Genomic DNA, 18,568 nt, shown 5'->3' on the forward strand with positions numbered 1-18,568 from the left:
GTCAAGCCCTCAATGCCCGCATGCGCTGGCGCCACTGGTCGAGAACGACCGCGCCGACGATGATCACGCCCTTCACCATCTCCTGATAGTAGGCGTCGAGGCGCAGGAAGGTGAAACCGGAGATGATGACGCCGAAGATCAGCGCGCCGATCACCGTTCCGATGATGGAACCGCGCCCGCCCGATAGCGACACGCCGCCGATGACCGCCATGGCGATGGCGTCGAGTTCGTACATCACGCCCATGCCCGCCTGGGCGGTAAGGTTTTTCGACGAGAGCACCACGGCGGCGAGCGAAGCGAGAATGCCGGCGATGACATAGACTAGGATCTTGTGGTTGGCGATCTTGATGCCGGACATGCGCGCGGCATCCTCGTTGGAGCCGATCGCGTAGCAATGCTTGCCGTACCTCGTATAGGTCATGATCAGCTGGAACAGCACGGCGAGCGACAGGAAGATGATGACGGGCATCAGCCCTTTGCCGATCGCGGCGAAACTGTCGGTCGGAAACGAGATCGGCTGTCCCTTGGACCACCATTTGGCGATGCCGCGCGCGGTCACCATCATGCCGAGCGTGGCGATGAAGGGCGGGATGCGCGTGTAGGCGATCAGCGCGCCGTTGACGAGGCCGGCGAGCAGGCCGCAGCCGACCGCCACCAGCAGCGGCACGATGACGGGGAGGTCGGTCCAGCCTTGCGCCAGGAACATCGCCTTGGGGTTGGGGTTGCCGTTGACGGTCGCCACCTGGGCGAAACTCATGGCGATCATCGCGGTAGCGCCGACGATCGAGCCCGACGAGAGATCGATGCCGCCGGTGATGATCACTTGCGTCACGCCGATGGCGATGATGCCGACGATCGACACCTGCAGGATGATGATCTGCAAGCGCGCCTCGTTGAAAATCCCGGCGACATCGCTGCGGGTGTTGAACAGGAAACTGTCGCCGAGAAAGATGCGGCCGATCAGTTCGAAGATGACGACGAGGATGACCAACGCCAGGAAAACGTTGAACTCGGCCGGCCAGGCGCGCTTCTTCGCGTCATAGCTGAGGCCGCCGACGCCATGGGATGTCTGTGCCAATTCTTCTATCCTCCGTCAGCCGCGATCGTCCGTCGGCACCTTTGCGGGTGCCGGTGAAGCGAGCGGCGCTGTCTGCTGCCAGAGAGCGCCGCCCACAGGGGCAGGCCCGCCGCTCAGTTCTTCTTCAGGAACTTGTCGATGTTGGCCGGGGTCACCAGCTGGAACGGAACGTAGACCTTGCGTTCGACCTTCTCGCCCTTGGACAGCTTCAGCGCCGCATCGAGCGCGCCCGCGCCCTGGCCCGCCGCATCCTGGAACACCGTCACGGCGAGGTCACCCGCCTGCATCGCCACGAGCGCATCCTGGGTAGCGTCCACGCCGCCGACGACAACGGTTTTCATGTCGATGTTGGCGGCCTTCATGGCCTGGATCGCACCGATGGCGCTCTCGTCGTTGTTGGCGATGACGCCATCGAACTTCTTGCCGGTCGACAGCCAGTTGGTCATCAGGTTCTGCGCTTCGTCGCGGTTCCAGTTCGAGGTCTGCTTGTCGATGATCTTGATGAAGCTGCAGTCCGGCGTGGCGATGACATCGTCGATGTCCTTGGTGCGTTGCACGGCGGCCTGGTTGGAAAGCTCGCCCATGATCACATAGACATTGGCTTCCTTCTTGCCGGCTTCCTTGAACAGGCGGCAGACTTCCTTGGTCTCGAGCGTGCCGGAATCGGCCTCGTTCGAAGCCACGAATGCCTGGTTGTCGGGCAGCGTGTTCACATTGACCGGCTCGCGGTTGACGTAGACCAGCGGGATCTTGGCCGCGGCCGCGGCATCCGACATCGCCTGCGTGGCCGAGGTGTCGACCGGGTTGACGATGATGGCGTCGACGCCCGAAGCGGCGAAGTTCTTGATCTGGTCGAGCTGCTTGGCGACGTCGTTCTGCGCGTCCTCCACCTGCAGCTCCACGCCGCTCATGCCCTTGGCCTGCGCGATCATGCCGTTGCGCAGCACGGTGAGGAAGTTGTCGTCGAACTTGGCCATCGATACGCCGATCTTGGCGGCAAAAGCCGATGAACTCATCAGCGCCGCGAAGGCGACGCCCAAAATAAGTTTCTTCATTGTATCTCTCCTCCGCTTTGGTGTCCGGTTGCACCGATCTATCCGGAATCCCCGATCTCCCCGGGGAATTTCTCCTCATTCCGTCCCGTCTGTGATTTCGCCCTGGCTGGAACGCCAAACCGCCTGTTTGAAACAGATGTTCCGGAACGAAAGAACCAAAATGCACTGCTCGTGAAATATTTATTCCATTTCGCATCGAGGCGTCAAGGGCGATTCCAAACCGACCTGCGCGTTTTTGGCACCGAGGCGGGCAAGTTCAGAGCAGGCAGAGAAACCGCGCGCCGGTCGCTTGGCCGATCCGGAGGCGGATCTGCGGGCAATGCGGCCTACATCAGCCATGATGGATTCTCGCATGCCGCCGACAGGTGTGGCAGGCAGGCTACGCCGATAGCTAGATATTCTCGGGCAGATAGATGTCGAACGGCAGGAACGTCTGCCCCGGCGCATTCGCCGCCCCCGTCTCGATGGCATGTGCCATGAGATCGAGCAGCTCGCGGCAAAGTGCCGCCAGCGGCGTCGAGATCACCATCGTCAGAACGCCGTCTGCTAGGGCGCCGCGCGAGACCGCCGAGATCTCGTTGCAGACGACCGCCGGCATGTCCTCCGGCTTTGCCTGCCGCAGCGCCGCGACGGCGCCTTCCATGCCGCCGCCGGCGACATAGCAGCCGACGAGATCGGGATGGCGGGCCAGAAGCTCAAGCAGCGTATCCTGCGTGATCTGGTTGGCCTCCAGGTTGACCAGTGTCTCGAGCAAGGTGAAGTCCGGCGCCTGCTCGCGGAAGAAGGAGCGGAAGCCGATCTCGCGCAGTTCGTGGCCGTGGAAGCGGTGGCTGCCGACGAACAGCGCGACCTTGCCTGGGCGCTTCGCCGCCTTGGAGATCATCCAGGCCGCGGTACGGCCGACCTTGCGGTTGTCGAGGCCGACATAACCCTCGCGGATGCCGGCCGCGAAGTCGGACAGCAGCGAAAACACCGGCAATCCCTTGGCTTTCATCTCCTCGACCGTGACGGTGAGCGTCGGGTGGTCCGGCCCGACCAGCGCGACCGCCCGGCATCTGGTGGCCAGCTTGCGTGTGCGCTCGACGATCTCGTCTGGCGTCAGCGAACTGGCAAAGTCGATGACCGCGACGCCACGGAAGCGCTGCGACTGCGATACCGCCAGTTCCAGTTGCCGCGCGAACTCGCTGTAGAAGACGTCATTGCCGCGCAAGAGCAGGAAGCCGAGCCGGTATTCAGGCAGTTCATGGCGCATCCGCTGCTTGATCAGGCCGGCCGCGTGATAGCCGATCTCGGTCGCGGTTTCGTAGACCCGGCGCGCCGTTTCCTCGCGCACCGGCAGGCGATTGTTGAGCACCCGGTCCACCGTGGCGACGCTGACGCCGGAGACGCGCGCCAGATCTGTTATGGTCGGCCGTTTCGCCATCGTCGTCCTCATTCGATTTCGCGGTCATGATACATTGTTCTGATAGGAAATGATAGAAACTATCTTTGTGATGTTGAGTCCATCACTGCCCGGCGGTATTTTCAGCCTCGAAGCCATTGGGTGCCAAGCAGCAGGTGACCGGCATCCGCCTCGCGAAGACCTTGCCGTGGGAGGCAATCATGACCGCAGCGCCATCCCGGCGTGACTACAGCCTGATCGGCCGCGACGCCAAGCTCGCCGTGGAAACCGGCCTCTCGGCCGCCGAATGGTATCACACCGACATTCCCCGCAAGCAGATGAAGGAGCTGATGCAGCGCTCCGACGGGCCGGCGATCCGCGATACCGCGATCTGGCTCACGGCGCTGGTCGTCAGCGGGGCCGGCGGCGCCTGGTTCTGGGGCAGCTGGTGGTGCGTTCCGTTCTTCTTCGTCTATGGCGTGCTCTACGGCTCTTCCACCGATTCCCGCTGGCATGAATGCGGACACGGCACGGCGTTCCGCACGCAATGGATGAATGACGCGGTCTATCAGATCGCTTGCTTCATGATCATGCGCAATCCGGTGACCTGGCGCTGGAGCCACACGCGCCACCACACCGACACCATTATCGTCGGCCGCGATCCGGAAATATCGGTGATGCGCCCGCCCGACCTGGTACGCGCGCTCCTAGGCTTTGTCGGCGTCCTCGATGCCTGGCATGCGATGAGCGATATGCTGCGCAACGCCGCCGGCAACATCAGCGCGGCCGAAAAGACCTTCATTCCCGAGCAGGAACAGGGCAAGGCCATCCGCATCGCCCGAATCTGGACCGCGATCTATGCCGCGACCATTGCGCTGGCGCTCTACACCGGATCGTTCCTGCCCCTGATGCTGGTCGGCCTGCCCAGGCTCTATGGCGCCTGGCACCACGTCATGGTCGGGCTGCTGCAGCATGGCGGCCTCGCCGATAACGTCACCGACCACAGGCTCAACAGCCGCACCGTCTACATGAACCCGGTCAGCCGCTTCATTTACTGGAACATGAACTATCACGTCGAGCATCACATGTTCCCGATGGTGCCCTATCATGCGCTGCCCAGGCTGCATGAGCTGATCAAGCACGATCTGCCGGCGCCAACGCCGTCGATCCTGGCCGGCTACCGCGAGATGATCCCGGTGTTCCTGCGCCAGCTGCGCAACGAGGACTATTTCCTCAAGCGCGAGCTGCCGCCGACCGCCAGGCCCTACCGCGAGGAATTCCACAACGACACCGTCGCCGCGGCGGCGGAATGACACCGAACGACCGCATGGGAGGATGAAATGAGCGACTGGGTCGAGGCCTGTGCCGCCGACGATATCGACGAAGAAGACGTGATGCGCTTCGACCATGGCGGACGCACCTTCGCCATCTATCGCAGCCCCGACGACGAGTTCTTCGCCACCGATGGCCTGTGCACGCATGAGAAGGTGCATCTGGCCGACGGGCTGGTGATGGACGACATCATCGAGTGCCCCAAGCACAATGGTCGCTTCAACTATAAGACCGGTGCGGCCAGGGGCGCCCCCGTCTGCGTCAACCTCAGGACCTATCCGGTCAAGGTCGACGCCGGCAAAGTCCTCATTCAGATCGGGTGACCGAGATGACGCGGGGAATGGTCATCATCGGCGCCGGCGAATGCGGCGGGCGGGCCGCGTTCGCGCTCCGCGACCTCGGTTATGACGGGCTTGTCACGCTGGTCGGCGACGAGCCGCATTTGCCCTACGAAAGGCCACCTCTGTCGAAAGAGGCAATGGCGAGCGATGCACCCGAGATCAAGGCGATCGTCAGCGACGACCTGCTGGCCGAAAAATCGATCCGGCATCTCCATTCCGTGCGCGCAGTGGCGATCGACCGCGCGGCGCACGAGGTGCGCCTGTCGGACGGGTCTTCGCTCTCCTACGACAAGCTCCTGCTGGCCACCGGCTCGACTCCGCGCAAGCTGCCGATGCCCGGCCTTGGCCCGCGCTGTGTGTATTTGAGGACCTTTGCCGACGCGCTGGCCATCCGGGCTTACCTTCGGCCCGGCAACCGTGTCGCCGTCATCGGCGGCGGCTTCATCGGTCTCGAACTCGCCGCGTCCGCCCGCAAACTGGGCGCTTCGGTCACTGTCATCGAGGCGCAACCGCGTATCCTGATGCGCGGCGTGCCGGCCGAGATCGCGGCAGTCGTTCATGATGCGCATGTCAGCGAGGGCGTTGACATCCTCTGCGGGGACGGCATTGCCGCCATCGCCGACGACGGCAAGGAGGTGCGCGTAGCGCTTGCCGGCGGCCGGGAAATCACAGCCGACCTCGCCATCATCGGCATCGGCGCCGTGCCGGTCACCGGTCTCGCCGCCGAAGCCGGCCTGGCGATCGACAATGGCATATCAGTCGACGCGCAGCTCCTTACCAGCGATCCCGATATCTTCGCTGCCGGCGACTGCTGTTCGTTCCCGCTTGCCGTCTATGGCGGCCGCCGCGTGCGGCTGGAAGCCTGGCGCAACGCGCAGGAACAGGGCGCGCTGGCGGCCAGGAACATGCTCGGCGCCGGCGAGGCGCATGCGGCGGTGCCGTGGTTCTGGTCGGATCAGTATGCGCTGAGCCTACAGATCGCGGGACTTTCCGACGAAGGCAAGATCACGGTTCGCCGCGATCTCGGCGAGGGCGCCTTCATCCTCTTTCATCTGGCTGAGGACGGCAGGCTGGTGGCGGCCAGCGGCATTGGCCCCGGCAATGCGGTCGCCCGCGATATCAGGCTGGCCGAAATGCTGATCGCCAGGCGAGCGACGCCGGCGCCGGAGGCGTTGGGTTCGCAGGCGGTCAAGTTGAAGTCGTTGCTGGCGGTTTGAGTTTTACCCTCCCCCTTGTGGGGAGGGTCGCTGCGAAGCAGCGGGGTGGGGGTGCGGCACCGGACTCCCACCGGACCTTCGGTCCGACCTCCCCGCAAGAGGGAGGTAAAGAGCGCCTAGAACAGCGCCTTCAGCTCCGGCAGCTTGTCGTTCACCAGCCAGCCATAATAATTTTCTTCGGGCAGCTTCGCCTGTTCGCCGGCGGCGCGGCGTTTGTCGTTTTCGGCTTTCAGCGCATAGGCGCGCTGCTCGGGATTGCCGACATTGTAGAGCGTGGCAGTGAGCCCCGGATTGCCCGAAATGTCGAAACCGGCAATGCTCTTGTAGGCGTCGATCGATTTCCTGATCGTCGCCGCCACGTAAGGCAGCGTCAGATCGGGATCCATGATGGTCTTGTAGACCGAATTGGGGTCGGCGACGTCGAGCTTCGGCAGGCCGGAGACCTTGTGCACGAGATCGCTCATCTGCAGGGCGGTCAGCGGGTTGAGCTGGCCGAGGCCGAAGGTCTGGCCGGCATAATAGGGCTGGAAGAAGGTGGCGCCAAAACGGTTGTCCGGAAAGTCCTCGCCGCCGACGGTCTTGCCGCGAAACGCGTGGTTCCAGACCTGCTCGCGGCATTCCCAGAGGTCGTAGCTGTCGGACATGCCGGCGCATTTCTTGAATTCCGGCCGCTGCACGAAATCGCTGACATCCTCGCCGTTATAGGCGAAGGACAGCTTGCTGGAGAGATACGAGATCGCCTTCACGTAATAGGTCTGCAGCCGGTCATAGGCGTCGACATTGTATGTGTGCTCACCGACGATGGCGCCGACGATGTGCATCGGATCGATGCCATAGGCCGCCGCCGCCTTCCTGATCTTGGCGCGCAGGTCGGGGTCGCCCTGCAGCAGGGCATAGACCTTGCGGTACTTGGCCTGGAAGGTGGTGTTGGTCGCCTGCGTGCGCCGGCTCGAGGCGCCTGGAATGTCCGGCTGCTCGGCATTGCGGTTTCCCGGCGGCACCAGTGCCGCCGCCTCGGCGGCATAAAGCGTCGCCGCCAGCGTCAGACAGAGAATGACCAGGACCAGTTTTTTCATGCGACCGCCGCCTGCAGATATTGCGGGCAAACTAGGTAAAGCTCTGGGTTGAGTCGAGAGCGCCCCTTCGCCCGGCAAGACGAAAGGTGGCCAGATGGTACCATCTGGCCACACATGTTTCGGCGCGGATACTTTGTCCGGAACTGGCGCCGAACGCGGTCGATCCTGGTCCTTAGAGGATAAAGCGCGACAGATCGGTGTTCCTGGAGATGTCGCCGACATGCTTCTGCACATAGGCGGCGTCGATGGTGACCGCCGTGCCATTGCGGTCGGGCGCGTCGTAGGAAATCTCGTCCAGCACCCGCTCCATCACCGTCTGCAGCCTTCTTGCACCGATGTTCTCGACGCTGGCGTTGAGGTCGACGGCGATGCCGGCAAGCGAATCGATGGCATCGTCGGTGAAGGTCAGGTCGACGCCCTCGGTCTTCATCAGCGCGATATACTGCTTGATCAGGCTGGCCTCGGTCTCGGTCAGGATGCGGATGAAGTCTTCCTTCTCCAGCGCCCGCAGTTCGACCCGGATCGGCAGGCGGCCTTGCAGTTCGGGCAACAGGTCCGACGGCTTGGAGACGTGGAAGGCGCCCGAGGCGATGAACAGGATGTGGTCCGTCTTCACCGGCCCGTATTTGGTCGCCACCGTGGTGCCTTCGACCAGCGGCAGCAGGTCGCGCTGCACGCCTTCGCGTGAAGGCCCGCCCGAAATGTCAGACCGCGCGGCGATCTTGTCGATCTCGTCGAGGAAGACGATGCCGTCATTCTCCGTGGCGTCGAGCGCCCGGCGCACGACCTCGTCCTGGTCGAGCAGCTTGTCGGACTCGTCGTTGACCAAAAGGTCGTAGGATTCCTTCACCGTCGTCTTGCGCATCTTGGTCTTCTTGCCGCCCATCGCCTTCGACAGCATGTCGTTGATGTTGAGCACGCCGATATTAGCGCCCGGCATGCCGGGAATCTCGAAGCCGGGCATGCCGCCATTGCCGGTGTCGGCCACCTCGACCTCGATCTCCTTGTCGTCGAGTTCGCCGTCGCGCAGCTTCTTGCGGAAGCTGTCGCGCGTTGCCGGGCTCGCGGTCTTGCCGACCAGCGCTTCCAGCACGCGTTCCTCGGCGTTGACATGGGCGCGCGCCTTGACGTCCTCGCGCATCTTTTCGCGCACCAGGCCGATGGCGATCTCGACAAGGTCGCGCACGATCTGCTCGACATCGCGGCCGACATAGCCGACCTCGGTGAACTTGGTGGCCTCGACCTTGACGAACGGCGCGCCGGCCAGCCGCGCCAGACGGCGCGAGATCTCGGTCTTGCCGACACCTGTCGGCCCGATCATCAGGATGTTCTTCGGCATCACCTCTTCGCGCATCTGGCCTTCCAGCTGCTGGCGGCGCCAGCGGTTGCGCAAGGCGATGGCCACGGCGCGCTTGGCGTCCTTCTGGCCGATGATGAAGCGGTCGAGTTCCGAAACGATTTCACGCGGTGAGAATGTGCTCATATCACTAAATTCCACTTTGCCACTGCTTGATGGCCTCGAACGGATGCAGCAGCATGATCACGTTGAGTGTCAGATTGTCCCGGATGAGGTAGCCGGTACCCAGTTCAAAGAGGATGGCGAGGCTGACGATCACCCATATAGGTAGCTTCCGCGCCATCACAAATCCCAGCACCATGGCCAATGTGTCGGACGCCGAATTGATGATGCTGTCGCCGTAATAGTCGAGCGAGATGGTGCCGGCGCGGTAGCGGTCGATGATGAACGGGCTGTTCTCCAGCAACTCCCAGCCGCCCTCGATCAGCACGGCGAATGCCAGCCTCAGCCCGATCGGCGAACGCGGGAACAGGACCCTTGCCAGCGCGTAGAACAGGAAGCCGTGGATGATGTGCGAGAAGGTGTACCAGTCCGAAATGTGCTGGGAATTCTCCGAACTGTTCACCACACCGTGCCAGAGCTTGACGTAGCCGCAGGTGCAGATCGGCGGATGGCCCATCAGATAGAGCGTCACCGCCTGGACGACGATCAGCCCGGCGACGATCAGCAGCCCCATCCGCCAGCTGTTCTCGTAGGCCGAAAGGTCCTTGTCCTGCGTGGATGCGTTCATGCCCTATTACCCCTCTTCCCCGTCGCTTTCTTCGGCGTCGCCCTCTTCAGCATCGATAGCCATCAGCACGACGTCGCCATATTCCGATCGCCTGCGATCGATGGCCTGAAATCCTGCCTTTTCATAGGCGCGGATGGCCCTGATATTGGCGGGATCGGGGTCGATGACGACGCGTGGCACGCCTTCATCGAACAGCTCTTCCACGAACTGGCGCGCGATGGCGGAGCCATGGCCGATGCCGACCAGCTCCGGCAGGCCGATCGTCAGATCGATGCCGAGGGTGCCGAATGGCTGGTCCGCATACGGGTGGTCGTCTTCCAGGTGAGGGTCGTAGCTCTGCAGATAGGCGATCGGTTTGCCGTCGAGTTCGACGATCAGCGGCTCGACCGAAACGCTTTCTATATGGTCGCTTATGCGGGCGATCTCCGTCTTGGGATCGTCCCACCATTCGGCCACATGCGGCTCGGCGAGCCAGCCCGCGATCATCGGCAGGTCCTTTTTGGTCACCGGCCGAAAATCATAGAGCGCGACTGTTTCAGGCGGCATCGAGCGTTTCGACAACAAAGTTGTTGTTGGTGTAGACGCAGATGTCGGACGCGATCTGCATCGCCTTGCGGGCGATCTCCTCAGCATCCTTATCGGTGTCCATCAGGGCGCGTGCCGCGGCCAGCGCATAATTGCCGCCCGAACCGATGGCCATGACGCCGTGTTCGGGTTCGAGCACGTCGCCATTGCCGGTCAGCGCCAGCGACACCGATTTGTCGGCCACCAGCATCATCGCTTCCAGCCGGCGCAGATAGCGGTCGGTGCGCCAGTCCTTGGCGAGTTCGACGCAGGCGCGCGTCAGCTGGTCGGGATATTGTTCGAGCTTGGCTTCCAGCCGCTCCAGCAGCGTGAAGGCGTCGGCGGTGGCGCCGGCGAAGCCGGCGATCACATTGCCACCCTTGCCGATGCGGCGTACCTTGCGGGCGTTGCCCTTCATGATGGTCTGGCCAAGGCTGACCTGGCCGTCGCCGGCGATCACCACCTTGTTGCCCTTGCGCACCGTCACGATGGTCGTGGCGTGCATGGTCAGATTATCAGACATTTCCTGGCTCCGATTCGCGCGATCCCTGGGAGGCGATTGGCGCGGTACGAGTGACTTGATCGGCCATATGTATGCATGGAGCCTTTGATTGCAAATCGCCTTCCAACCAAGGCCGGTACCTCTGCCAGAGGTAACTGGCAATCGCCGGATCATGCTGATAGAAGGCTTTCGTTTTCAAGCCCGTGAATGGCTCGAAGCCGGTTCGCGGTTTCGGGCCTCTGAAACAAGGACCAGGTCATGGCGTCCCGTTCCGCCGAAGTCACCCGCAAGACCAGGGAGACCGAGATCGCCGTATCGGTGCACGTCGACGGCACGGGCAAGTCGGACATGGCGACGGGCGTCGGCTTCTTCGACCACATGCTGGACCAGCTGTCGCGCCATTCCCTGATCGACATGACGGTCAGGGCCAAGGGCGACCTGCACATAGACGACCACCACACGGTCGAGGACACCGGCATCGCGCTTGGCCAGGCCCTGGCCAAGGCGCTGGGCGAGCGGCGCGGCATCATGCGCTACGCCTCGATCGACCTTGCGATGGACGAGACGCTGACGCGCGCTGCGATCGATGTCTCGGGCCGTCCCTTCCTGGTCTGGAACGTCGCGTTCTCGTCGCCCAAGATCGGCACCTTCGACACCGAACTGGTGCGCGAATTCTTCCAGGCGCTGGCCCAGAATGCCGGCATCACGCTGCATGTCACCAATCATTATGGCGCCAACAACCACCATATCGCCGAAACCTGCTTCAAGGCGGTGGCGCGTGCGCTGCGCGCCGCGCTGGAACGCGACCCGCGCCAGCCGGACGCGGTTCCTTCCACCAAAGGTTCGTTGAAGGGATAGCGTCATGGCTGCCTATGTCGTCATGGAACCACCCGGCCGCAGCGAGAAGGTCGACACGACCGCCTTTGTCCGCGATGGCTTCACCTGGCTTGGATTCCTGGTGCCGCCGCTGTGGCTTGCCTGGAACCGGCTGTGGGTCGAGGCAGGGATTGCCTTTCTCGTCATGGGCGCGCTTTCGATGCTTGGCCAGAAGCTCAGCCTTGGCGTCGCTGGTTCGCTCCTGTCCCTGCTCGTATCCCTCTATGTAGGCCTCGAAGGCCAGGGCCTGCGCATCGCCGCGTTGCGCCGGCGCGGCTGGCATGAATGGGGCGTCGTCCAGGCAGGCCGGCTGGATGATGCCGACACGCGCTATGCTCTCGAAGCCGAGGATCAGGCCGAAGAAGCCGCGGAGGCACCCCGCATGGTCCCGGATGCCGGGCTGGCGCGTCCGGCGCAGCCCGGCATGGCGCTCGGGCTGAACCACGTTCCCGGACGGCGCTGACATGCGGGTAGCAATCATCGACTACGGGTCGGGCAATCTGCGCTCGGCCACCAAGGCCTTCGAGCGCGCCGCGCGCGAAGCCGGCATCGCGGCCGAGATCGACCTGACCGCCGATGCCGACCGGGTGCGCAGCGCCGACCGCATCGTCCTGCCCGGCGTCGGCGCCTATGCCGACTGCGCGGCCGGCTTGCGTGCCGTCGACGGCATGTGGGAAGCGGTCGAGGAGGTCGCTGTTCGTAAGGGCCGGCCTTTCCTCGGCATCTGCGTCGGCATGCAGCTGATGTCTGAGCGCGGCCTGGAAAAGACCATCACCCATGGCTTTGGCTGGATTTCCGGCGACGTCAAGGAGATCACCCCCACCGATCCGGCGCTGAAGATCCCGCAGATCGGCTGGAACACGATCGAACTCAGGCGTGAGCATCCTCTGTTTGCCGGCATTCCGACCGGAACCAAGGGGCTGCACGCCTATTTCGTCCACTCCTACCATCTCGATGCGAAGAAGCCGGCCGAGGTTCTGGCGGTCGCCGACTATGGCGGCCCGGTGACCGCCGCCATCGCCCGCGACAACCTCGCCGGAACGCAGTTCCATCCCGAAAAGAGCCAGGCGCTCGGCCTGGCGCTGATCACCAATTTCCTGAGGTGGAAGCCGTGAGCGACGGCACGTTGCCAGTGGATTTTTCGTGGGCGCCACTGGCGGCCGAGCTGATTGTCACCGATATCGAGCGCAGCTTGTGGTTTTGGCGCGATGTTATCGGCTTTGCAGTCGCATACGAGCGGCCCGAGGAACAGTTTGCCTATCTCGATCTGGCTGGCGCACAGGTCATGCTCTCGCAACGGGATAACATGGGCAGGTGGATCAACGCCGAACTGCAACCTCCTTTCGGGCGAGGGATCAACCTTCAGGTAGGAGTTGTCGATCTAGAGCCTCCGGTCGAAAGGCTGCAAGCCGCGAATTGGCCTCTCTACATCGCCGTCGAAGAGAAATGGTATCGAGCCGGTGACATTGACGTCGGCGTGTCGCAGTTCGTCGTTTCGGACCCGGACGGTTATCTGCTTCGATTGAGCAAGCCGCTCGGCAGACGCGTGGCAAAGCCAGAGAGTGTTCGATGATCCTTTTTCCAGCTATCGACCTCAAGGACGGCAAATGCGTGCGCCTCAAGCATGGCGACATGGCGACGGCGACCATCTACAATGATGATCCGGCCGCGCAGGCCAGGGCGTTCGAGGACCAGGGCTTCGAATGGCTGCATGTCGTCGACCTCAACGGCGCTTTCAAGGGCCAGAGCGTCAACAGCGCGGCGGTCGGCGCCATCCTCAAGGCGACGAAGAACCCGGTACAGCTCGGCGGCGGCATCCGCACGATTGCGCAGATCGAGGACTGGCTCGACCGTGGTCTTGCCCGCGTGATCCTGGGCACGGTGGCGGTGCGCGATCCCGACCTGGTCAGGCAGGCCTGCAAGGCCTTCCCGGGCAAGGTTGCCGTCGGCATCGACGCCAAGGGCGGCAAGGTGGCGGTCGAGGGCTGGGCCGAGGCGTCGAGCCTTGGCGTCATCGAACTGGCGAAAAAGTTCGAGGGCGCCGGTGTGGCCGCCATCATCTACACCGATATCGACCGCGACGGCGTGCTGACCGGCATCAACTGGGATGCCACCATCGATCTCGCTGAAGCCGTGTCGATCCCGGTCATCGCCTCGGGCGGCCTTGCCTCGATCGCCGACATCGTGCGCATGACCATGCCGGATGCGCAAAAGCTCGAAGGCGCCATATCGGGGCGGGCGCTCTATGACGGCCGCATCGATCCTGCCGAGGCGCTGGCGGTTCTGCGGGGCAGGCCGGTGGCGGAGGCGCAATCGTGAACATCACCATTATCCTGGCCTCCTATGACAGCGGCCACTACCACGGCGGCATGGGCCAAGGCCCGGATGCGCTGATCGCCGGCGGCCTGGTCGATGCCTTGACCATGGCCGGCCACGACGTGACGGTCGAGGACATCGGCAAGGTCGGCGACGCCCAGGAGCGCGAGATCGCCACCGGCTTCGCCGTCTGCAACGCCGTCTCCGGCGAGGTCCGCATTGCCCGCGACAGGGGCCGGTTCCCCATCGTGCTTGCCGGAAACTGCCTGACATCGGCCGGCGCCGTCGCTGGTGAAGGGGCCGATGCCATCATCTGGGCCGACCAGCATGGCGATCTCAACACGCCCGAGACCTCTATCCATGGCTTCCTCGACGGCATGGCGCTGTCGACGGTGCTTGGCCTGTGCTGGCGCCCGATGGCCGGGGCCATTCCGGGTTTCCAGCCGATCGATCCATCACGCTGCGTCCTCGTCAACGCCCGTGATCTCGATCCCGCCGAGGAAAAACTCCTGAAGACCTTGCCGGTCATCCGCACCGAATGTCCCGGCGTCGGGCAGGCGACGGAGAAATTGCAGGCCGCCGGCGCCAGCCGCGTGCACATGCATCTCGATCTCGACGTGCATGATCCCCGGGAATTGCAGGCCAACCGCTATGTCACCCCGGGCGGGCCGAACCCCGAGCAACTGCGTGACGCGGCCTGTGCCATGGCGCTCGCGGTGCCGATCGTCGGCATCACCGTGTCCGCCTACGATCCGGCCTTCGACGCCCAGGCCGACGTGCCGCCGCTGGTTGGCCAGCTGCTCAACGATCTGATCGCCACGATAGAGGGCCGCTGATGCTGAAAGCCCGCGTCATCCCCTGTCTCGACGTCAAGGACGGACGTGTCGTCAAGGGCGTCAACTTCGTCGACCTCATCGATGCCGGCGACCCGGTCGAGGCGGCCAAGGCTTATGACGCGGCCGGCGCCGACGAACTGTGTTTCCTCGACATCACCGCGTCGTCGGACAATCGCGAAACCATCTTCGATGTCATCGCCCGTACCGCCGAGCAGTGTTTCATGCCGCTGACCGTCGGCGGCGGCGTGCGCCAGGTCGCCGACATCAGGAAGCTGCTTCTGGCCGGCGCCGACAAGGTGTCGATCAACACGGCGGCGGTGAAAAATCCGGATTTCGTCGCAGAGGCCGCCGACAAGTTCGGCAACCAGTGCATCGTCGTGGCCATCGACGCCAAGAAGGTGTCCGGGCCCAGTGAGGCCGACCGCTGGGAGATCTTCACCCATGGCGGACGCGAGAAGACCGGCATCGACGCGGTGGAATTCGCCCGGAAAATGGTCGATCGCGGCGCCGGCGAGATCCTGTTGACGTCGATGGACCGCGACGGCACCAAGGCCGGCTACGACATCGCGCTGACACGCGCCATATCGGATGCCGTGCGCGCGCCTGTCATCGCCTCGGGCGGCGTCGGCACGCTGGATCACCTGGTCGAAGGCATCCGCGATGGCCATGCGGGCGCGGTGCTGGCGGCCTCGATCTTCCATTTCGGCACCTACACCATCGCTCAGGCCAAGGCCCATATGGCAGCGGCCGGGCTGCCGATGCGGCTGGACTCCTCGGGCGTTCGGCCCTAGAGGCTGTCCGGCTAAGAAAAGGGCCTGAGGCGGCATGGCTGAATTTTCGCTCTCCGATCTGGAGACACTCATCAGGGAACGCGCCCAGTCCGGCGATCCGGACTCGTGGACGGCGAAGCTGTTTGCGCGCGGCATCGACAAGGCGGCGCAGAAGCTGGGCGAAGAGGCTGTCGAGACGGTGATTGCCGCCGTCAAGGGCGACAGGCATGCCCTCGTTTCGGAAAGTGCCGATCTTATATATCATTGGCTTGTCGTTCTGGGCATCTCGGGGGTGCCGCTGAGCGAGGTGGTCAAGGAGCTCGAAAGCCGCACCGGGCGTTCGGGCGTCGCCGAGAAGGCGTCGCGGCCGAAGGGCTGAGCGCGAGGGAGGCAGGTATCTCGATGGATCAGCTCGCGCCGACCGAGAAATATTCTCCCTTTCGTTTTTTCTCTGCCGAGCAATGGTCGCAGTTCCGCGCCGACACGCCGCTGACGCTGAGCGACGATGAATTCCGTCGCCTGCGCTCGCTGAACGATCCGGTCGATCTTGCGGAAGTCGAGCGGATCTATCTGTCGCTGTCGCGGCTTTTGTCCGCGCATGTCGAGGCGAGCCAGTTGCTGTTCCGGCAGCGCCAGGCGTTCTTCAACGCTGTCGACGTGGTCAAGACACCGTTCATCATCGGCATCGCCGGCTCGGTCGCGGTCGGCAAATCGACGACCGCGCGCGTGCTGAAGGAGCTGCTGGCGCGCTGGCCGTCGAGCCCCAAGGTCGATCTGATCACCACCGACGGCTTCCTGCTGCCCAACGAGGTGCTGCGCCGCGATAACCTGATGGAGCGCAAGGGCTTTCCCGACAGCTACGATGTCGGCGCGCTGCTGCGCTTCCTTTCCGGCATCAAGTCGGCGCAGCGCGATGTCCGCGCGCCCGTCTATTCCCACCTCACCTACGACGTCATCCCCGGCGAGTTCGTCACCATCGACCGGCCCGACATCCTGATCTTCGAGGGCATCAATGTGCTGCAGCCCGGCAAGCTGCCGCAGGACGGCAAGATCGTGCCTTTCCTGTCCGACTTCTTCGATTTCGCCATCTATATCGATGCCGACGAGAGATTGATCCACCAGTGGTATATCTCCCGCTTCATGCGGCTGCGCGAGACGGCGTTCCGCAATCCGGACTCCTTCTTCCACCGCTATTCGCAGCTGTCGGAGGATGCGGCCAAGGCGATCGCCGAGGGCCTGTGGACCAACATCAACCTGAAGAACCTGCGCGAGAACATCCTGCCGACGCGTGCCCGCGCCGATCTGATCCTGCGCAAGGGCGCCGACCATCTGATCGAGGAAGTGGCGCTGCGCAAACTTTGAAGTCGACGAGAGGCTTCGGGGCAGGATTAGAACGGCCTTAACTACGGCTTTGCTAAAGGTGGCGCGCGACTGTTGCTTTGGTGGTGAGGACCGCTGGCATGGATGCGCCATTTGTTGCTTCCGACCAACAGGTCGGTCTGCAATCCGTCGGGGTTACGACCGCCAGCCGTTTCGTCTGGCCGGCCTGCGCCACGCTGTTGATTGCCGCCTGGGCGGTCTTCGCCTCGTTCGTTTTGCTGCCTGGCAATGTCGACGTGTCCTGGCTGCTCACGATCGGCGAACGGGTGCTCGACGGCGAACGCCTTTCCGTCGATATCATCGAGGTCAACCCGGCCTTTTCGATCTGGCTCTATCTGCCTTTCGTGCTGCTTGAGCGGCTTACCGGCCTGCCGGCCGAGTTTTGGGTGAGCGCCGGTGTTGCCGCGCTTGCGATCGCCTCGGTCTGGTTCTCGGCGCGCATTGCCGCGCGGACGGACGGGACGCTGAGGCGGCATCTCTGGATGCTTCCGGCAGCGGTTTTCTTCGTGCTGTTCCTGTTTCCGATCGATTTCGGCCAGCGCGAGCAGATAGCCGTGATCGTGCTGCTGCCCTGGCTGGCCCTGTTTTCCGCGCGCGCCCGGAGCGTGGATTTCAGCGCCGGCAGTCTGGCCGAGCGGATCGTTGCCGGGGTGGGCGCGGGCATCTTCGTCATGATCAAGCCGCCCTACAGCGTGCTGGCCCTGGCCGTGCCGGCGCTCGTTGTTGCGTTGCAGCGGCGTTCGCCGCGCCCGCTTCTGACGACCGAGAATGTGATCGGGGCCGTGCTTACCCTGGCCTATCTCGTTGCCCTGGCCATCCTCATGCGGCCCTTTTTTACCGACGTGATGCCCCTGCTGCGTCAGGTCTATCTGCCCATGCGCATGCCCGTGGTGGACGTGCTGATGCTGTGGCAGGTGACGATGTTCGTCGCCATGGCTGTCGCCACGCTGGCGATGGCCTATCCCGGCAGGCCCGCACGCGACGCCGGGACCATGCTGCTCGCCGGGACGGCCTATGTTCCGGCCTTCGTCATCATGGGCAAGGGCTGGACCTACCAGGCGGTGCCGTTCCTGACATTCGGCGTCCTGGCGCTCATGCTGCAATATGGCCGGCTCAAGCCGTTCCGTGGCCTGCCGCTGCCGGTCAAGGCGGGCGCTGTTCTCGGCTTCTTCTCGATCATGCTTCTGACGGTGCTGCAGCAGGGGCTCGCCTATACCCAGTCCCGCCGCGACCTCGATGCGGCGACGGCGGCGATCGTGCGCGCGGTCGATCATCCGACGATGATCTCTATCGCCTCGCAGCTGCAGTTCAGCAACCCGCTAACCCGCATGGCGGGCGGTCGTTTCGTGGGACGCCAGCAGTCCGGCTGGATGATCAACGACGCCGCTATATTGGTGGCGAACGAACCCGATCCCGGCGTGCGCCAGAACCTGGCGGAGCTCAGGCAACAATACACGGCGTCGATCGCGGGCGAACTCCAGGCCAAACGGCCCGATATCATCATCGACGACGGAACGGCCGGACCGCGTCCGCCCGTGCTGCTGAAACCGGAGAACCTGCCTGCGGTGCCGTCATTGCATGACGCTCCGGCGATTGCGCAAGCGTTGCGCAACTATCGCCTTTTGTATCAAGGCGCGTCGGTGACGGTGTTCATCCGCGGCGATATCGCCGCCCACGGCTGAAAGGCGCCGGGCGGGTTTGAGATCGGATGCGGCCGGCCCGCCGCCTTGGTGACAGGCCGGCCGCATCCACACGGC

The 18,568-nt window shown here is 63.8% G+C and carries 21 protein-coding genes; 13 read left to right on the forward strand and 8 right to left on the reverse strand.

Features of this window, described 5'->3' with window-relative positions; translation table 11 throughout:
* Window position 1 precedes the first annotated feature (1 nt).
* The 3 genes from FFS37_RS00135 to FFS37_RS00145 all read right to left on the reverse strand — a co-directional run bounded on the left by FFS37_RS00135 (window position 2) and on the right by FFS37_RS00145 (window position 3,556).
* On the reverse strand, window positions 2-1,078 hold the full coding sequence (locus FFS37_RS00135) for an ABC transporter permease (protein ID WP_137928909.1): 1,077 nt from the start codon (window positions 1,076-1,078) through the stop codon (window positions 2-4).
* Window positions 1,079-1,191: 113 nt separating this feature from the next.
* Window positions 1,192-2,133 (reverse strand): sugar ABC transporter substrate-binding protein, encoded by a 942-nt coding sequence (locus FFS37_RS00140; protein WP_137928910.1) that lies wholly within the window; start codon window positions 2,131-2,133, stop codon window positions 1,192-1,194.
* A 391-nt stretch (window positions 2,134-2,524) separates the two neighbouring features.
* Window positions 2,525-3,556, reverse strand: coding sequence for a LacI family DNA-binding transcriptional regulator (locus FFS37_RS00145; RefSeq protein ID WP_137928911.1), 1,032 nt, complete (start codon window positions 3,554-3,556; stop codon window positions 2,525-2,527).
* Window positions 3,557-3,735: 179 nt separating this feature from the next.
* Here FFS37_RS00145 and FFS37_RS00150 point away from each other — a divergent pair, with 179 nt between their 5' ends.
* Genes FFS37_RS00150 through FFS37_RS00160 form a run of 3 tightly spaced genes read left to right on the forward strand, consistent with a single transcriptional unit; the run spans window position 3,736 to window position 6,404 of the window.
* Window positions 3,736-4,827 (forward strand): fatty acid desaturase family protein, encoded by a 1,092-nt coding sequence (locus FFS37_RS00150; RefSeq protein WP_137928912.1) that lies wholly within the window; start codon window positions 3,736-3,738, stop codon window positions 4,825-4,827.
* A 27-nt stretch (window positions 4,828-4,854) separates the two neighbouring features.
* Window positions 4,855-5,169, forward strand: coding sequence for a MocE family 2Fe-2S type ferredoxin (locus FFS37_RS00155; RefSeq protein WP_137928913.1), 315 nt, complete (start codon window positions 4,855-4,857; stop codon window positions 5,167-5,169).
* A 5-nt stretch (window positions 5,170-5,174) separates the two neighbouring features.
* On the forward strand, window positions 5,175-6,404 hold the full coding sequence (locus tag FFS37_RS00160) for an NAD(P)/FAD-dependent oxidoreductase (protein ID WP_137928914.1): 1,230 nt from the start codon (window positions 5,175-5,177) through the stop codon (window positions 6,402-6,404).
* Between the two features lie 116 nt (window positions 6,405-6,520).
* On the opposite strand, the gene FFS37_RS00165 is transcribed toward FFS37_RS00160, so the two are convergent.
* From FFS37_RS00165 to hslV, 5 genes are all read right to left on the reverse strand, one after another.
* Complete coding sequence (locus tag FFS37_RS00165; RefSeq protein ID WP_137928915.1) at window positions 6,521-7,480, reverse strand: DUF1402 family protein; 960 nt, start codon at window positions 7,478-7,480, stop codon at window positions 6,521-6,523.
* A 172-nt stretch (window positions 7,481-7,652) separates the two neighbouring features.
* Window positions 7,653-8,963 carry an ATP-dependent protease ATPase subunit HslU gene (hslU, locus tag FFS37_RS00170; RefSeq protein WP_137928916.1) on the reverse strand — a complete coding sequence of 437 codons (1,311 nt, stop codon included), beginning with the start codon at window positions 8,961-8,963 and terminating at the stop codon, window positions 7,653-7,655.
* Between the two features lie 4 nt (window positions 8,964-8,967).
* Window positions 8,968-9,567 carry a DUF2585 domain-containing protein gene (locus FFS37_RS00175; protein ID WP_137928917.1) on the reverse strand — a complete coding sequence of 200 codons (600 nt, stop codon included), beginning with the start codon at window positions 9,565-9,567 and terminating at the stop codon, window positions 8,968-8,970.
* Window positions 9,568-9,573: 6 nt separating this feature from the next.
* Complete coding sequence (locus FFS37_RS00180) at window positions 9,574-10,113, reverse strand: GNAT family N-acetyltransferase (RefSeq protein ID WP_137928918.1); 540 nt, start codon at window positions 10,111-10,113, stop codon at window positions 9,574-9,576.
* Window positions 10,103-10,654 (reverse strand): ATP-dependent protease subunit HslV, encoded by a 552-nt coding sequence (hslV, locus tag FFS37_RS00185; RefSeq protein ID WP_137928919.1) that lies wholly within the window; start codon window positions 10,652-10,654, stop codon window positions 10,103-10,105. The genes FFS37_RS00180 and hslV overlap by 11 nt, the downstream gene beginning before the upstream one ends.
* Window positions 10,655-10,891: 237 nt before the next feature.
* Between hslV and hisB the strand changes: the two genes are divergently transcribed.
* The 10 genes from hisB (at window position 10,892) to FFS37_RS00235 (ending at window position 18,493) form a co-directional block, all read left to right on the forward strand.
* Window positions 10,892-11,491: an imidazoleglycerol-phosphate dehydratase HisB gene (gene hisB / locus FFS37_RS00190; protein ID WP_137928920.1), complete on the forward strand. Its 600-nt coding sequence runs from the start codon at window positions 10,892-10,894 to the stop codon at window positions 11,489-11,491.
* Window positions 11,492-11,495: 4 nt separating this feature from the next.
* The gene (locus FFS37_RS00195; RefSeq protein ID WP_137928921.1) at window positions 11,496-11,972 is read left to right on the forward strand and encodes a DUF2628 domain-containing protein; all 477 of its coding nucleotides are present in this window, start codon (window positions 11,496-11,498) and stop codon (window positions 11,970-11,972) included.
* A gap of 1 nt (window position 11,973) precedes the next feature.
* A complete protein-coding gene (gene hisH, locus FFS37_RS00200) occupies window positions 11,974-12,624 on the forward strand; it encodes an imidazole glycerol phosphate synthase subunit HisH (RefSeq protein WP_137928922.1) in 651 nt (216 codons plus the stop codon).
* Window positions 12,621-13,082 (forward strand): bleomycin resistance protein, encoded by a 462-nt coding sequence (locus FFS37_RS00205; protein ID WP_232375544.1) that lies wholly within the window; start codon window positions 12,621-12,623, stop codon window positions 13,080-13,082. Before hisH ends, FFS37_RS00205 begins: the two co-directional genes overlap by 4 nt.
* Window positions 13,079-13,828 carry a 1-(5-phosphoribosyl)-5-[(5-phosphoribosylamino)methylideneamino]imidazole-4-carboxamide isomerase gene (gene hisA, locus FFS37_RS00210; protein ID WP_137928923.1) on the forward strand — a complete coding sequence of 250 codons (750 nt, stop codon included), beginning with the start codon at window positions 13,079-13,081 and terminating at the stop codon, window positions 13,826-13,828. Before FFS37_RS00205 ends, hisA begins: the two co-directional genes overlap by 4 nt.
* The gene (locus tag FFS37_RS00215) at window positions 13,825-14,661 is read left to right on the forward strand and encodes an arginase family protein (RefSeq protein WP_137928924.1); all 837 of its coding nucleotides are present in this window, start codon (window positions 13,825-13,827) and stop codon (window positions 14,659-14,661) included. The genes hisA and FFS37_RS00215 overlap by 4 nt, the downstream gene beginning before the upstream one ends.
* The gene (gene hisF, locus FFS37_RS00220; protein WP_171026160.1) at window positions 14,658-15,452 is read left to right on the forward strand and encodes an imidazole glycerol phosphate synthase subunit HisF; all 795 of its coding nucleotides are present in this window, start codon (window positions 14,658-14,660) and stop codon (window positions 15,450-15,452) included. Before FFS37_RS00215 ends, hisF begins: the two co-directional genes overlap by 4 nt.
* A 34-nt stretch (window positions 15,453-15,486) precedes the next feature.
* Window positions 15,487-15,810, forward strand: a complete 324-nt coding sequence (locus FFS37_RS00225; protein ID WP_137928926.1) for a phosphoribosyl-ATP diphosphatase — start codon at window positions 15,487-15,489, stop codon at window positions 15,808-15,810.
* A 23-nt stretch (window positions 15,811-15,833) separates the two neighbouring features.
* Entirely contained in the window at window positions 15,834-16,793 is a 960-nt protein-coding gene (gene coaA, locus FFS37_RS00230; protein WP_137928927.1) for a type I pantothenate kinase, read from the forward strand.
* A gap of 98 nt (window positions 16,794-16,891) precedes the next feature.
* Window positions 16,892-18,493 (forward strand): hypothetical protein, encoded by a 1,602-nt coding sequence (locus tag FFS37_RS00235; protein WP_137928928.1) that lies wholly within the window; start codon window positions 16,892-16,894, stop codon window positions 18,491-18,493.
* Window positions 18,494-18,568 lie beyond the last annotated feature (75 nt).

This window comes from Mesorhizobium comanense (assembly GCF_005503535.1).
GTDB lineage: Bacteria > Pseudomonadota > Alphaproteobacteria > Rhizobiales > Rhizobiaceae > Mesorhizobium > Mesorhizobium comanense.

What these genes read in the sequence shown, in the direction of transcription:
- FFS37_RS00140 (WP_137928910.1), bottom strand. Translation starts at nt 2,133, where the DNA reads ATGAAGAAACTTATTTTGGGCGTCGCCTTCGCGGCGCTGATGAGTTCA.
- FFS37_RS00145 (WP_137928911.1), bottom strand. Translation starts at nt 3,556, where the DNA reads ATGGCGAAACGGCCGACCATAACAGATCTGGCGCGCGTCTCCGGCGTC.
- FFS37_RS00150 (WP_137928912.1), top strand. Translation starts at nt 3,736, where the DNA reads ATGACCGCAGCGCCATCCCGGCGTGACTACAGCCTGATCGGCCGCGAC.
- FFS37_RS00155 (WP_137928913.1), top strand. Translation starts at nt 4,855, where the DNA reads ATGAGCGACTGGGTCGAGGCCTGTGCCGCCGACGATATCGACGAAGAA.
- FFS37_RS00160 (WP_137928914.1), top strand. Translation starts at nt 5,175, where the DNA reads ATGACGCGGGGAATGGTCATCATCGGCGCCGGCGAATGCGGCGGGCGG.
- FFS37_RS00165 (WP_137928915.1), bottom strand. Translation starts at nt 7,480, where the DNA reads ATGAAAAAACTGGTCCTGGTCATTCTCTGTCTGACGCTGGCGGCGACG.
- hslU (WP_137928916.1), bottom strand. Translation starts at nt 8,963, where the DNA reads ATGAGCACATTCTCACCGCGTGAAATCGTTTCGGAACTCGACCGCTTC.
- FFS37_RS00175 (WP_137928917.1), bottom strand. Translation starts at nt 9,567, where the DNA reads ATGAACGCATCCACGCAGGACAAGGACCTTTCGGCCTACGAGAACAGC.
- FFS37_RS00180 (WP_137928918.1), bottom strand. Translation starts at nt 10,113, where the DNA reads ATGCCGCCTGAAACAGTCGCGCTCTATGATTTTCGGCCGGTGACCAAA.
- hslV (WP_137928919.1), bottom strand. Translation starts at nt 10,654, where the DNA reads ATGTCTGATAATCTGACCATGCACGCCACGACCATCGTGACGGTGCGC.
- hisB (WP_137928920.1), top strand. Translation starts at nt 10,892, where the DNA reads ATGGCGTCCCGTTCCGCCGAAGTCACCCGCAAGACCAGGGAGACCGAG.
- FFS37_RS00195 (WP_137928921.1), top strand. Translation starts at nt 11,496, where the DNA reads ATGGCTGCCTATGTCGTCATGGAACCACCCGGCCGCAGCGAGAAGGTC.
- hisH (WP_137928922.1), top strand. Translation starts at nt 11,974, where the DNA reads ATGCGGGTAGCAATCATCGACTACGGGTCGGGCAATCTGCGCTCGGCC.
- hisA (WP_137928923.1), top strand. Translation starts at nt 13,079, where the DNA reads ATGATCCTTTTTCCAGCTATCGACCTCAAGGACGGCAAATGCGTGCGC.
- FFS37_RS00225 (WP_137928926.1), top strand. Translation starts at nt 15,487, where the DNA reads ATGGCTGAATTTTCGCTCTCCGATCTGGAGACACTCATCAGGGAACGC.
- coaA (WP_137928927.1), top strand. Translation starts at nt 15,834, where the DNA reads ATGGATCAGCTCGCGCCGACCGAGAAATATTCTCCCTTTCGTTTTTTC.
- FFS37_RS00235 (WP_137928928.1), top strand. Translation starts at nt 16,892, where the DNA reads ATGGATGCGCCATTTGTTGCTTCCGACCAACAGGTCGGTCTGCAATCC.